General features: G+C 67.1%; 20 protein-coding genes and 1 tRNA gene. 10 read left to right on the top strand and 11 right to left on the bottom strand.

The features are described 5' to 3' along the window. Positions 1-48 precede the first annotated feature (48 nt). Together C5B91_RS06845 and C5B91_RS06840 are read left to right on the top strand one after the other, a co-directional pair. Positions 49-963, top strand: coding sequence for a DNA-3-methyladenine glycosylase (locus C5B91_RS06845; protein ID WP_008093662.1), 915 nt, complete (start codon positions 49-51; stop codon positions 961-963). Positions 964-1,025: 62 nt separating this feature from the next. Next, positions 1,026-1,463: a DUF555 domain-containing protein gene (locus C5B91_RS06840; protein WP_115819276.1), complete on the top strand. Its 438-nt coding sequence runs from the start codon at positions 1,026-1,028 to the stop codon at positions 1,461-1,463. Between the two features lie 213 nt (positions 1,464-1,676). Here the strand turns inward: C5B91_RS06840 and C5B91_RS06835 are convergent, their stop codons facing one another. Next, a complete protein-coding gene (locus C5B91_RS06835; RefSeq protein ID WP_008093660.1) occupies positions 1,677-1,913 on the bottom strand; it encodes a UPF0058 family protein in 237 nt (78 codons plus the stop codon). A gap of 267 nt (positions 1,914-2,180) precedes the next feature. Here C5B91_RS06835 and C5B91_RS06830 point away from each other — a divergent pair, with 267 nt between their 5' ends. Then, on the top strand, positions 2,181-2,588 hold the full coding sequence (locus tag C5B91_RS06830) for a translation initiation factor IF-2 subunit beta (protein WP_008093659.1): 408 nt from the start codon (positions 2,181-2,183) through the stop codon (positions 2,586-2,588). 57 nt (positions 2,589-2,645) lie between these two features. Here C5B91_RS06830 and C5B91_RS06825 read toward each other — a convergent pair whose 3' ends face one another. The 8 genes from C5B91_RS06825 to C5B91_RS23070 all read right to left on the bottom strand — a co-directional run bounded on the left by C5B91_RS06825 (position 2,646) and on the right by C5B91_RS23070 (position 7,025). After that, positions 2,646-2,825: a hypothetical protein gene (locus tag C5B91_RS06825; protein WP_004976607.1), complete on the bottom strand. Its 180-nt coding sequence runs from the start codon at positions 2,823-2,825 to the stop codon at positions 2,646-2,648. A gap of 88 nt (positions 2,826-2,913) precedes the next feature. Beyond that, positions 2,914-3,912 carry a transcription initiation factor IIB family protein gene (locus C5B91_RS06820; RefSeq protein WP_008093657.1) on the bottom strand — a complete coding sequence of 333 codons (999 nt, stop codon included), beginning with the start codon at positions 3,910-3,912 and terminating at the stop codon, positions 2,914-2,916. 222 nt (positions 3,913-4,134) lie between these two features. After that, a complete protein-coding gene (gene corA, locus C5B91_RS06815) occupies positions 4,135-5,118 on the bottom strand; it encodes a magnesium/cobalt transporter CorA (protein WP_008093655.1) in 984 nt (327 codons plus the stop codon). Next, on the bottom strand, positions 5,115-5,270 hold the full coding sequence (locus tag C5B91_RS22340; protein ID WP_004976613.1) for a hypothetical protein: 156 nt from the start codon (positions 5,268-5,270) through the stop codon (positions 5,115-5,117). The genes corA and C5B91_RS22340 overlap by 4 nt, the downstream gene beginning before the upstream one ends. A gap of 47 nt (positions 5,271-5,317) precedes the next feature. After that, the gene (locus C5B91_RS06810) at positions 5,318-5,944 is read right to left on the bottom strand and encodes a DUF6517 family protein (protein ID WP_008093654.1); all 627 of its coding nucleotides are present in this window, start codon (positions 5,942-5,944) and stop codon (positions 5,318-5,320) included. A gap of 117 nt (positions 5,945-6,061) precedes the next feature. Further along, entirely contained in the window at positions 6,062-6,433 is a 372-nt protein-coding gene (locus tag C5B91_RS06805) for a hypothetical protein (RefSeq protein WP_049968539.1), read from the bottom strand. Positions 6,434-6,471: 38 nt separating this feature from the next. Beyond that, the gene (locus tag C5B91_RS06800; RefSeq protein ID WP_049968538.1) at positions 6,472-6,894 is read right to left on the bottom strand and encodes a hypothetical protein; all 423 of its coding nucleotides are present in this window, start codon (positions 6,892-6,894) and stop codon (positions 6,472-6,474) included. After that, on the bottom strand, positions 6,891-7,025 hold the full coding sequence (locus C5B91_RS23070) for a rubrerythrin-like domain-containing protein (protein WP_115819275.1): 135 nt from the start codon (positions 7,023-7,025) through the stop codon (positions 6,891-6,893). Before C5B91_RS23070 ends, C5B91_RS06800 begins: the two co-directional genes overlap by 4 nt. Positions 7,026-7,137: 112 nt before the next feature. On the opposite strand from C5B91_RS23070, the gene C5B91_RS06790 reads away from it, so the two are divergent. The 6 genes from C5B91_RS06790 (at position 7,138) to C5B91_RS06765 (ending at position 11,264) form a co-directional block, all read left to right on the top strand. After that, a complete protein-coding gene (locus C5B91_RS06790) occupies positions 7,138-7,980 on the top strand; it encodes an NOP5/NOP56 family protein (RefSeq protein ID WP_008093651.1) in 843 nt (280 codons plus the stop codon). Continuing rightward, complete coding sequence (locus C5B91_RS06785) at positions 7,977-8,639, top strand: fibrillarin-like rRNA/tRNA 2'-O-methyltransferase (protein WP_115819274.1); 663 nt, start codon at positions 7,977-7,979, stop codon at positions 8,637-8,639. Before C5B91_RS06790 ends, C5B91_RS06785 begins: the two co-directional genes overlap by 4 nt. 157 nt (positions 8,640-8,796) lie before the next feature. Continuing rightward, positions 8,797-9,873 carry a glutamate--cysteine ligase gene (locus C5B91_RS06780; protein ID WP_115819273.1) on the top strand — a complete coding sequence of 359 codons (1,077 nt, stop codon included), beginning with the start codon at positions 8,797-8,799 and terminating at the stop codon, positions 9,871-9,873. Between the two features lie 67 nt (positions 9,874-9,940). After that, the gene (locus tag C5B91_RS06775; RefSeq protein WP_004976627.1) at positions 9,941-10,405 is read left to right on the top strand and encodes a winged helix-turn-helix domain-containing protein; all 465 of its coding nucleotides are present in this window, start codon (positions 9,941-9,943) and stop codon (positions 10,403-10,405) included. Between the two features lie 122 nt (positions 10,406-10,527). Continuing rightward, on the top strand, positions 10,528-11,028 hold the full coding sequence (locus C5B91_RS06770; protein WP_008093648.1) for a phosphopantetheine adenylyltransferase: 501 nt from the start codon (positions 10,528-10,530) through the stop codon (positions 11,026-11,028). 29 nt (positions 11,029-11,057) lie between these two features. Beyond that, entirely contained in the window at positions 11,058-11,264 is a 207-nt protein-coding gene (locus C5B91_RS06765) for a hypothetical protein (RefSeq protein ID WP_008093647.1), read from the top strand. Between the two features lie 4 nt (positions 11,265-11,268). Here C5B91_RS06765 and C5B91_RS06760 read toward each other — a convergent pair whose 3' ends face one another. Further along, positions 11,269-11,577: a transcription factor tfiib repeat-containing protein gene (locus tag C5B91_RS06760; protein ID WP_004976640.1), complete on the bottom strand. Its 309-nt coding sequence runs from the start codon at positions 11,575-11,577 to the stop codon at positions 11,269-11,271. 106 nt (positions 11,578-11,683) lie between these two features. On the opposite strand from C5B91_RS06760, the gene C5B91_RS06755 reads away from it, so the two are divergent. Continuing rightward, positions 11,684-11,766 (top strand) — tRNA-Leu (locus C5B91_RS06755). A 213-nt stretch (positions 11,767-11,979) separates the two neighbouring features. Here the strand turns inward: C5B91_RS06755 and C5B91_RS06750 are convergent. Further along, positions 11,980-12,180 (bottom strand): hypothetical protein, encoded by a 201-nt coding sequence (locus tag C5B91_RS06750; protein WP_008093646.1) that lies wholly within the window; start codon positions 12,178-12,180, stop codon positions 11,980-11,982. Between the last annotated feature and the right edge of the window lie 125 nt (positions 12,181-12,305).

The following is a 12,305-nucleotide window of genomic DNA, read 5'->3' as shown; positions in this document are numbered from 1 at the left end:
TCCGCCGGCATCGAAACCCGCAAATCCCCCGCGCCCAACGTCGAAGCGATGGAGACGGGTGTCATCGACCTCGCGAGCCTCGACGGAGCGTTCGACCTCCAATCGACGCTGGAGAGCGGCCAGTCGTACCTCTGGGACCGCCCCGACGGCCGGATGTACGAGCGCGACGCGGCCCACGGCGGCGACGCGTGGTACCAGACGGTCGTCCCGCCGCTCGACGGCGTCTCCGACGAGTCCGCCGTCGTCAGGGTCCGCCAGACCGACGGCGCGCTGGAGTGGGAGTCGAACCTCGACGCCGTCCCGCTTCTCACCCACCTGCTTCGCCTCGACGACGACCTCGACGCCATCGTCTCGGAGATGCCCGACGAACCGCTCGTCCGGCGGGCCTACGAGGCGTACCCGGGCATGCGACTCGTCCGAGACCCGCCGTTCGGCTGTCTCGTCTCGTTCATCTGCTCGGCGCAGATGCGCGTCTCGCGCATCTTCGGGATGCAGTCGCGGCTCAGAGAGTCCTACGGCGAGCGGGTCGAGTTCGACGGCGAGACGTACTTCGCGTACCCGACGCCCGAGCGTCTGGCCGAGGCCACCGAAGACGAACTCCGCGACCTCAGCCTCGGCTATCGCGCGCCCTACGTCCGGCGGACGGCCGAGATGGTCGCCACGGGCGAGGCGACGCCCGCCGAGGCCCGCGGCCGCGACTACGAGGACGCCCGCGACTTCCTGACGACGTTCGTCGGCGTCGGCGACAAGGTCGCGGACTGCGTCCTGCTGTTTTCGCTCGACTACCTCGAAGCCGTCCCGCTCGACACGTGGATTCGGTCGGCCATCGAGGAGCACTACCCCGACTGCGACCGGGGGAACTACGCCGACACCTCGCGGGCCATTCGCGAGCGCCTCGGCGGTCGCTACGCCGGCTACACCCAGACGTACGTCTTCCACTACCTCCGCTCTGGCGGGGAGTGAGCGGGCGGGAGACGGAGTGGCAAGAAGGTTGATACCCTTCGGCACACAACCTCATCGTAACCATGGACTGCAGAGTCGTCGTCGAGGCCGCGGTCCCGGTGTACGACGTGGAAACCGTCGACGAGGCGGTCCGAATCGCCATCTCGAAGACCGGCGAGATGCTCAATCCCGACCTGAAGTACGTCGAGATTAACATGGGCTCTCGGAGCTCGCCCGGCGGCGAGGAACTCCCCCCCGCGTTCATCGCCGCGGACGAGGCGCTCGTCGCCCTCGAACTGGAGATGACCGTCTTCAACGTCGAACAGGAGGAACACGCCTCGCGCATCGCCCGCAAGGAGATCGGCCAACGCCTCGAAAATATCCCGCTGAAGGTGCTGTCGGTCGAACGAGTCGACGACGATTCGGTCGAGACGGACGGCGAGGGGGACACCCGCGCCGAGACCGGCGCTTCGGACGACGACGCGCTCGTCGACTTCGACGACCTCGTCGACGACCGCTGAAGCACGGCCTATCGTCGTCGCGGAGGGGACGTCTCAGCGCCATCGAAAGCCCGTGACGACGACCCACCTCCGTCAAAACGCTATTTCTGCCCGCGAGCGGAACTCATCCATCGGTTCGGCACGGCGGTCGCTCGGGAGCGTCGTCGCGCGAGAGAGCGGCGCGGTCGCTCTCGGATGTAGGGTCGTAGAGGAGAACGCGTTTCTTTTCTCGGTTCAGTCGGCTTGCGGTGCGAGCGGCTCTGGTTCGGCCTCGTGCATCGCTCCGGTGATTCCCTTCGCCAGTTTAAACACGGCTGCTTTGTGGTCCGTCTTGGACTTGTGGATGGATGTCGGTCGTACGCCGAGTTCGTTGTACTCGACGAGACTGATTTCCTCGTCCTCCCAGGCCTCAATCTGGGTGTGGACTTCTGCGAGCAGACCGTGCAGGTGGATGAGTTCCTGCTTCTTCATGAGCAACCACGGCTTGAGACCGGAGGGATATAGTATTATCTTGAGTCACGTTAGCATCCGACTCCCTTAAACCGCCGATTATGGGGGTCTCAGCGGAAATTTCGTGTTCGAACGTTTTCAATTCGTTTGTTGTTTCGCCCCCTCGATAGCGAGCGTCGGCGGAATCTCACGAGTGGTTTATATAGCTATGTAGGGCGCGCGCCGAGCGCCGGTCGCGCGCGCCGGGGGTCGTGAGAATTTTACCCCGGCGTACGCGTACTGTCGCGCATGGACTACGACGACCAACTGGACCGCGCGCTCTCGGAGTCGCCGGACGTCGCGGAAGGCGGCGACCGCTTCAGCGTTCCGGAGCCGACGGTCCGCCAGGAGGGGAACGTCACGGTCTACGAGAACTTCGCGGCGACCCACGACCGCCTCGCGCGCGAGGCGACGCACGTCCTGAAGTTCTTCCAGACGGAGTTGGGAACGAGCGCCCAAATCGACGACAGAGGTCGCGCGCGGTTCACCGGCGAGTTCCGCCAGCGCCGCATCGCCGACGCGCTCGACGAGTACGTCGAGTCGTTCGTCCTGTGCAGCGAGTGCGGGTCGCCGGACACGAAGTTCGTCACGCAACAAGGTGCCGACGTGCTGAAGTGCGACGCGTGCGGCGCGCTCTCGTCGATTCCCGACATCTAAAAAACGGACGCCAGCCGGGACCGCCCCGGTCGTGAGGCGACCCTCTCTCGCTCCTCGCTACTCGAACTGTTTGAGCGTCTGGAGGTCGCGCTCCGTCCGCATGAACTCGGCCGTGCGCCGCGTCGCGCCGCATCCCTGACACGAGTAGTTGTCGCGGTGAGCGGGGAGATCGGTCGGATTCGTCTCCCAGTCCTTTCCACATTCGGGGCACAAGAGTCGGACGAACGCTTCAACCATACCCCGTATATGCTTCGGGGGTGCGGATAAATGTTGTTACGGTTTAGCACGACCGAGAAAAGTGCGGGCCACCGAGCCCACCGAGCGGTTACGCGAACAGGGTACCGTCTTGGACTTCGAGCAGCTCCTTGTAGCGGTTGCGGATGGTGACTTCGGAGATGTCTGCGACCGTCGAGACCTCGCTTTGGGTCACCTTCTCGTTGGTGAGGAGGGCGGCGGCGTAGACGGCGGCGGCGGCGAGACCGACCGGCGACTTGCCGGAGTGGATACCCGTCTCCTTCGCGTCGCGGAGGAGCTGGCGGGCCTGCCGCTCGGCCTCGTCGGAGAGGCCGAGTTCGCTGGCGAACCGCGGGACGTACTGCTCGGGGTCTGCGGGCTTGATTTCGAGCTTCAGCTCGCGGACGACGTAGCGGTACGTCCGGGTGAGTTCCATCTTATCGACGCGCGAGACCTTCTCCAGTTCGTCGAGCGAGCGGGGAGTGCCCGCCATCCGGGCCGACGCGTACAGCGCCGCGGTGGCGACGCCCTCGATGGAGCGGCCGGGGAGCAGGTCGTCGTTGAGCGCGCGGCGGTAGATGACCGAGGCGGTCTCGCGGACGTTCTCCGGGAGACCGAGGGCCGAGGCCATGCGGTCGATTTCACCGAGCGCCTGCTTGAGGTTGCGCTCCTTCGAGTCGCGGGTGCGGAACCGCTCGTTCCACGTGCGGAGCCGCTGCATCTGCTCGCGCTGGCGCGGCGAGAGGGACTTGCCGTAGGCGTCCTTGTTCTGCCAGCCGATGTTGGTCGACAGCCCCTTGTCGTGCATCATCTTCGTCGTCGGCGCGCCGACGCGGGACTTGCTGTCGCGCTCGGCGGAGTCGAACGCGCGCCACTCGGGGCCGCGGTCGACCACGGTTTCCTCGACGACGAGGCCGCACTCCTCGCAAATCGTCTCGCCGTGTTCCTCGTCGGTGACGAGGTGGCCGCTACACTCGGGGCAGACCTGCGCTTCGTCCTGCTGTTTTTCGTCTCGCTCCGACTCGCGGGGACGGACGTCCCTGGCCTTTGCGTCGGTACTGTAGGTTCGGGTGGTTGTGGTGTCGCTCATGGTGGGTGGAAGGCGCGGATACGTCTCGGCCGGGAAGACCACAGAAGACGAAAGAATAATCCGGCTTGGACTGGCCTTACCATCAGTAAGTCCGAAAAGCATATAAACCTTTCGCCGAGGTTATGCGGGTCAATCGCACGATGTGGGGGGATTTGTCGCCATCTCGCCGACGCGAACCGAGCGCCAGACGTGAGCAATCGGGTAGTATATCTCTTTCGTCGCTTAGAGCCAGCTCTCCCGTCGGAAGTAGACGAGCAGGACGGCGGAGACGAGCGCCATGCCGAGCATCGTCGCCGGGTAGCCGTAGGCCCAGCCGAGTTCGGGCATGTTGAACGCCGACGCGCCGGGGTCGAAGTTCATACCGTAGATGCCGACGACGAGCGTGAGTGGGAGGATGATGGTGGCGACGACGGTGAGCGTCTTCATCACCTCGTTCGTCGACTGCGAGAGCGTGTTGAGGTAGATGTCCCGCGCGCCGCGCGCGAGGTCGCGGTACGTCTCCGTGAGGTCGACCAACTCGACGAGGTGGTCGTACACGTCGCGGTAGTACTTTTCCGTCGACTCGCGGACGTAGTCGGGGTCGCCGCGCGCGAGCACGCCGACGGCCTCCCGCGTCGGCCACACGGTTTTCCGGAACGACAGCAGGTCGCGCCGGACCGCGTTCAGCCCCTCGAGCACCTCCGGGTCGGGACCCTCGAGGATGATGTCCTCGATGAGTTCTATCTCCTCGCCGACCTCGTCCAACAGCCCGAAGTACTCGTCGACGATGCGGTCGATGACGCGGTAGGCCACGAAGTCCGGCCCGAACCGGAGCATCCGGGGCTCCTCCCGCTCGATGGCGTTCCATACGTAGTTTATCGGTTCCAGTTCCCGGCGCGTCAGCGTCACGAGCCAGTCGTCGCCGAAGCAGAGCCCCACGGGTCTGGTCTGGACCTCCTCTTCGAACACCTGTTCGCCGGCGCGGAGCGTCGCCACCCGGACGACGACGAACGTGTACTCGTCGTACTCCTCGGCCTTCGGGCGGGCGTCGTTCCGAACGTCCTCGACCGAAAGCGGGTGGACGCCGAACGCCTCGGCGACGCGCTCGAACTCCTCCGCGGCGGTCGTGCGAACCCACGTGGTCCCGTCGGCGTCGCGCGCGGCGTCCAACGCGGTCTCCTCGTAGGCCGACACGCCGTCGTCGCCGTAGACGAGCGCTGAAATCACCGCACGTCACCCCCGATGGCCCAGAGCGTGATGCCGACCATGACGGCCGTCACCGAGAACGCCCGGCCCGGGTAGGCAACGAGCGACCCGACGCCGTAGCCGACGACGCCGAGCGCCGTCACCGCGATACCTGCGGTCCGTACGCGAGTCATGAAACCATCGACCCGCGGCGACGAGAAAAAGGCTCGCCCGAGGCGGCTTACGCTTCAGACGGGTGTTCGACCGACCGAATCAGTTCGAGGACGTTCTCCTCCTCGCCGTCGAGCTGTTGGGGGTACAGCCCGATTGCGATGACGAAGTCCTCGTTGTGCTGGACTTTCGTCACGTGGACGTACACGTCGACTTCCTGCCCGCCGAACCGCGCGGTGGCGCTGTACTTCGTGACGTTAGTCGTCTCGCCGAGCATCTGGACGTTCCGCGAACTGACCTGCTGGACGTCGCTGAGGCCCTGATACCGGTTGTCGACGAGGCGGATGAGGTCGTCGTTCGAGTAGTCGCCGATGGGGTTCCGGGGCTGGCCGGCGACCTCGACCGCGGGCGTCGAGATGACGCTGAACGAGCCGAGTTTGGCCTCGCCGAAGAAGCCGAGGTCCAGCGTCTTCTCGTACGTCGTGATGTGGTTGCTGGCGGCGATTTTACGCTCCTGCCCGCCGAACGAGAGCGTGCGATTCACCGCGAACGTCTCGGTCCCGTTCGTCTCGTAGCCGGCGTTCTCGGCGACGGTCGCGTCCGTCGTGGCCGGTTCGGATTCGAACGTCAGCGTCTCCTCGCCCGTCAGAAAGCCGATACAGCCGCTGGTGAGCACGAGCGCGGCGAGCGCGAGCACCGCGACTACGCGTCTGGAAGTCATTGCCCCGCCATTTCCCCTCGCCGGGCATAAGTTCGGTGGCCGGGCCGCCGCACCCTCGGCTCGGCCTCGCGGAGCAGTCCGCGGGTTTCTGCCTCAGTCATCGAGGTTCCGCGACTCGTTTTCGCGGCGAATCACGCGGCCGCTGTAGAGGTAGTAGGCGGGCGCGACGAACGGGAGCGCGAACGCCGCGCCGAACCAGAGGTGCCGCGACGCGCCCCAGTCGATGCCCTGCCCGCGGAGCGACTTGATGTCGGCGCGGACGAGTCCCGCGTAGAAGACGTGGGTGACGAGGTAGACTGCGAACGCCGGCTCCGGCCCGATGTACAGCGAGACGCCGGTGAACATGACGAACCCGATGGCGTAGATGACCGGCAACACCCCGCGGTAGCGGCCGCGCGCCGGGCGCTGTTTCTGCTGACGCTCGCGCTCGACCGCCGTCCCGCGGCGGTACTCGTCGGTGCTCATGTCGCTACGGTGTGCCCCGCGGGGAAAAAGTGGTTCGCTCAGCCGAGGTACTTGACGTCGACCTCGTGGGGACCGTCGTCCGTCGGGAGCGCGACGGCCTCGCGGAGGTGGTCGCGGACGGCAGAGCGCCACGCTCGGACCGTCTCCGTGTGGCGCTCGTGGTGAGCTTCGACCTCGTACGGCTCCGGCCGCGTCTCGTCGGGTTCGGGGTACGCGGGGGCGTCGTCGCCGACGAAGACCCGCGGGTCGAGGTGTATCGGCTCGGGGTCGGCGTAGTCCGAGGCTTCGCCGCCGGTTCGGTGAATTCGCGCCCGCATCCGCCCGTAGAACGGCGGGGTGACGCGGAGGACGACGGGGTCGTCGCCCCGGCGGTTCGCCTCGAGGGCGGTCACGAGGTCGTCGGTCGTGACTGCGAGCGAGCGGACGGCGCTCGGGTCGGACGACCCGCGCGCGTCGTTCAATCTCCGGCGCGTCGGCGGCTCGTCACGGACCTAGGCCGCAGTTCGCCGCTACACTCCGGACAAGTCGAGCGGTACGACGCGGCGCTCACGGTCGTTTGACACTCACGACAGACGTACGAAGCGCGTTCCATCGAGCATTCGTACGAGACATGGTGTGTTAAAACTTACCACGGCGTACCATGAGCACCGAACCGCGCCCGCGGGTCCGTGTCCTTTTACCCGAACGGGGCGCAATCCGCCAGTATGACAGACGCATGGTTCGCCGGCGCGGACCCCGACGACCCCGAATCCGGGGCGACGCGAGTCCGAACGGGCCGCGCCTCCGCCCCCGCCGACTGGCCGGCCGAGGCCGTCGACGCCGGGTTCGCCGCCGACGAGACCGACTACTACGCCAAACTCCGCTCGGCGACGCTCGCCGCCGCCAGCGAGGCCGTCGCGGAGCGCGAGCGCGCCGACGACGTGCAACTCGCCCACGCCGTGCGCGCGATGGACGACGCCGAACGGACCGCGAACGAACTCGCCGAGCGGGTCGTCGAGTGGGCCGGCACGCTCTACGAGACCGTCCCGCGCGGCCTCGACGGCGTCCGCGACATCGCCGCCCGCGACCCGAAGACCGCCGCCGAAGAGCGCGTCGTCTCCTACGCAACCCGCGCGGTGGACCTGCTCGACGAGCGCGACGACCTCCGGGCGTTCATCGAAGAGCGCGCGCCCACGACCGCGCCGAACCTCGCCGAGATGGCCGGCCCGGTCCTCGCGGCGCGGCTCATCGCGCTTGCGGGCGGCCTCGAAAGCCTCGCCAAGAAACCGAGCGGAACGGTCCAAGTACTCGGGGCCGAAGACGCCCTCTTCGCGCACCTGAAGGGCCGCGCCACGTCGCCCAAACACGGCGTCATCTTCACTCACGAGTACGTCCGCGGGACGCGCCCGCAGGACCGCGGGTCGGCCGCCCGCGCGCTCGCCGGGAAGCTCTCTATCGCCGCGCGCATCGACCACTACTCGGGCGACTACCGGCCGGACCTGCACGCCGAACTCGCCGACCGGATGGCGACGATTCGCGCCCGCGCCGACGAGGAGGCCGACGAATGAGCGACGATCCCGCCGCCAGTGCCAATGCCGACCTCCCCGAAGGCGTCGAGCGCCGGACGTTCGGCGGCCGCGAGCGCCTCTCGACCCGGGGTGCGCAGGTCTACGGCGAACCCGTGGACGCCGACGGCTGGCGCGCGTGGGACGCCGGGCGCTCGAAGCTCGGCGCGATGCTCGAACTCGGGATGGACACGGGTCTCGTCGGCGACGAGTCGGTCCTCTACCTCGGGGCCGCCTCGGGAACGACCGTCTCGCACGTCGCCGACTTCGCCGGGCCGACCTACGCCGTGGAGTTCGCGCCGCGCCCCGTCCGCGACCTCGTCGGCGTCGCCGAGGACCGCACCAATCTCTTCCCGCTCCTGAAGGACGCGCGCGACCCCGAATCCTACGCGCACGTGGTCGAATCCGGCATCGATTGCCTCGTCATGGACGTGGCGACCCGCGGGCAGGCGACCGTCGCCGTCCGCAACCGACAGTTCCTCGCGGACGACGGTCGGCTCCTGATGGCCGTCAAGGCGCGGAGCGAGGACGTGACCGCCGAGCCGGACGACGTGTTCGACGACGTGGTCGCCGAACTGGAATCCGCTTACGAAATCCTCGACACAGCCCGTCTCGACCGCTTCCACGCCGACCACCTCGGAATCGTCGCCCGGCCGAAGTAGACGGGCGGCGGCGTCACCGTCATCGCTCCGTCTGACGACCGTTCCGAGAGACCTGATTTTCGCCCGTCACTATCGTCCGATTCGCTTGCCCGCGGTCGTGCGACGCGTTCGCCGGCTCCCACGGTGTTTTTAATTCGGCGCAACTTACGCCGTTGCGATGGAACTAGGGTCGGCGGACGCCTTCGACCGAATGGGGACGCTCGGCGTCGAAGAGGAATTCTACATCGTCGATGCCGACGGCCGCCCCACCTCGGGTATCGACGACTTAGTCTACGGACCGGAGCCTCCGGAACCGCTCGCCGGACGACTCGACCACGAGCTGTTCAAGTTCACTATCGAGACGCAGACGCCGCTCATCGAGGCCCCCGACGAGGCCGGCGCGGCCGTCGAGACGGTCCGCGAGGCGCTCGTCGACCACGCCGCTGACCACGGCTACCGCATCGCCGCGGCTGGGCTCCACCCCGCCGCCAAGTGGCGCGAACTCGACCACGCGACGAAGCCCCGGTATCAGGCGCAACTCGACCGGATTCAGTACCCGCAACACCGGAATACGACCGCCGGCCTGCACGTCCACGTCGGCGTCGACGACGCCGACAAGGCCGTCTGGGTCGCCAACGAACTCCGCTGGTACCTCGCGCCCCTGCTCGCGCTCTCCGCGAACTCCCCCTTCTGGAACGGCTTCGACACCGGCCTCGCCTCCGCCCGCGCCAAGGTGTTCGAGAACCTCCCGAACACCGGCATGCCGACCGCCTTCGACGACTTCGAGGACTTCCTGCGCTTCGAGCGCCGGATGGTCGAGTACGGCTCGATAGACGACCGAGGCGAACTCTGGTACGACGTGCGCCCCCACACGGGCCACGGGACGGTCGAAATTCGCACCCCCGACGCCCAGACCGACCCCGAGCGCGTCGCCGACTTCGTCGAGTACGTCCACGCGCTCGTCTTGGACCTCGCCGACCGCTACGAGTCCGGCGAATCGGGAACGACGGTCCGCCGGGAACTCCTCGACGAGAACAAGTGGCGCGCGACCCGCTACGGGCGAGACACCGACTTCGTCGCCCCGGATTCCGAGGGCGTCGTGAGCCTCGAATCGTTCGTCGAAAGCGAGTCCGACCGCCTCGGCGTCGACGGCCTCCGGTCGCTTCTCGACGCCGAATCCGGCACCGCCGTCCAGCGACGGATTCACGGGGAGTCCGGGCTCGACGCCCTGTGCGAACACTTGACGCTGGACTGAGTCGCACGCCGACGACCGACAGGAAACATTTTTTAGCGCCCCAGTTTTGACCTTTGCCGTAGCACAAATGTCTGCGGACCAGAGCACAGAGGGGAGCGCGGAGTCGACGGACGAAGAACACTCGGGCGGCGCGGCCGACTGCGCCGTCTCCGAGTTCGACGATGGGTTGGTAGACCTGCTCGCGTGGATTCTCGACACGGAGACCCGCGCGCGAATCTACGTCTACCTCCGACAGCACCCCCACTCGACGAGCGAGGAAGTCGCGGAGGGGACCGGCCTCTACCCCAGTACGGTTCGGGAGGCGCTGGCCGAACTCACCGACGACGAGACGGTCGAGCGCCGCAAGCGGAAGAGTTCCGGCGCGGGCAACAACCCCTACGAGTACGTCGCAATCGCGCCGAGCGACCTCGTGAAGGGCGTCTCCGGACAGGTGCAAGAGCAGTTGAACGCCGTGTTCAACCTCGACCGCCACCTCGGTACCGACCGCACCGACGAGACCGAACCGGTCACGATTACGGTCCGCGAGGAGTAGCTCCGCAGTCTGCCGGCTGCTGCGGTGACTCGCTCGATTTCGGGGGCCCTTCGCTCGCCGCGGGTGCTCGTCCGTTAGGCTAACCCGACCCGCTTAAGTCGCGCCGCACCCACCGCGAGAGTATGCACGTCGCGCTGGGCGGGACGTTCGACCCTGTCCACGATGGACACCTCGCGCTGTTCGAGCGAGCGTTCGAATTGGGTGATGTCACGGTCGGACTCACGAGCGACGAACTCGCACCGAAGACGCGACACGTCGACCGCTACGTCCGGCCCTTCGACGACCGCAAGGCCGACCTCGAAGCCGAACTCCGACCGCTCGCCGAGGAGTACGACCGCGAGTTCGAGGTCCGCGAACTCGACAAACCGACCGGCATCGCGACCGAGGAGGGCTTCGACGTCCTCATCGTCTCGCCCGAGACGCGGGGCGGCGGCGAGCGCGTCAACGAGATTCGAGAGGAGAAAGGTCTCAAACCCCTCCGTATCGAGGTCGTCGAGCACGTCCCCGCCGAAGACGGCGAGCGCATCTCCTCGACCCGCATCGTCTCCGGGGAGATAGACCGCCACGGCAACCTCACGCCCGACCGCGAGGGTCGCGGTCGGACGCCCCCGAGCGACGAATAGTTTTCACGCTCACGGTCGTATCGTCGCCCATGCGACACCCGCTTTTCGCCAGCTTCGCCGTCGGCGTCGTCGCCGCGGTCCTCGTCGGCATCGCCGTCACCGAGCTGGCCGCTCGGTGGATTTTCTTCTCGCTCTTCGTCGGTATCCCGGCCGGCCTCGTCGCCGGGATCCTCGCCGTCGCGGTGACCTACGCGGTCTTGACCCGGCGGATGGCACCGACGCGCTCCTCGGAGTGACCGGCTACCAACTCGGAGGTCGGAAGCCGGCCTCCCGCAGGAGGTCCTTCCAGCGCTGTTGGATGCTGAGCCGCGACACATCCATGGCCTCGGCGACGGCGGTCTGCGAGCGCTCCTCGCCGGCGATGAGCGCGCCGGCGTAGAGGCTGGCGGCGGCGACGGCCTTCTTCGAGCGGTCCTCGTCGGGCAACTGCGTGAGAAACATGTCCGAGGCGTACGAGCGGGCCTCGCTACCGAGTTCGAGGCCGTCGGCGGCGGCGTCGATGCGGGCCAGCCACTCCTGATTGTCTCGCTGGTCTCGGGCGCTGTACATGGTCGTCGTTGCGGCCGCGGGAGCATAATCCCCGCGGCGAGCCCTCGTGACGTTTATATATCGGTGCGGGAAATGTGCGGTCGAAGGGCGAGCGTCGTCCGACTGCGCGCGGGTAGCCAAGTGGCCAAAGGCGCAGCGCTTAGGACGCTGTGGTGTAGACCTTCGCAGGTTCGAACCCTGTCCCGCGCATACCGTCTCGAACACCGTGAGAGACGTGTATGCAAGCAGAAGGGTTCGACCCCTACGAGACGAGCGCGGCGAGTCTCGGTCCGGTTCGAACCCTGTCCCGCGCGCTTTCTGTTGAAACTCGTCGTCGCTGATAGCGTTGAGACCGTGGCGAGTGGGGGGAGTGGGGAGTTCGAAAACAGCAGATAGACCGCCACTCCGGGGCCCGAGCCTTCGTCATCGAATTGTGTGCTCGCGGACCTCGATACTCCCGTTTTCAAGGACGGTGAGTTCGAACGACTCCGTGGTACCGACCGGCCGTTCCCACTGCACCGTTCCGTTCACCGCGACGGAGACCGTCTGGCGGGTCGGCTGCAACTGGTCGGTCAGGTCGAGGCCGCCGTTTCCACCGTCGTCGGAGAGCGTCTCATTGAACACCTCTTCACCGCCGACTGCGACAGCAACGCGCCCTGTAAACCCGGCCTCTGGATAGAGTGACAGTCGGGTCTTGGGTGTCCGGTCGGTGAGCGCCCCCGTCCGCTCGGGCGTCGAGGTCGACTCAG

Origin of the sequence: Haloferax sp. Atlit-10N (assembly GCF_003586325.1) — an archaeon.
In the GTDB taxonomy this organism is placed as follows: Archaea; Halobacteriota; Halobacteria; order Halobacteriales; family Haloferacaceae; genus Haloferax; species Haloferax prahovense.
Note: the sequence above shows the minus strand (reverse complement) of the source record. Positions and strands in the feature narration are given on the sequence as shown.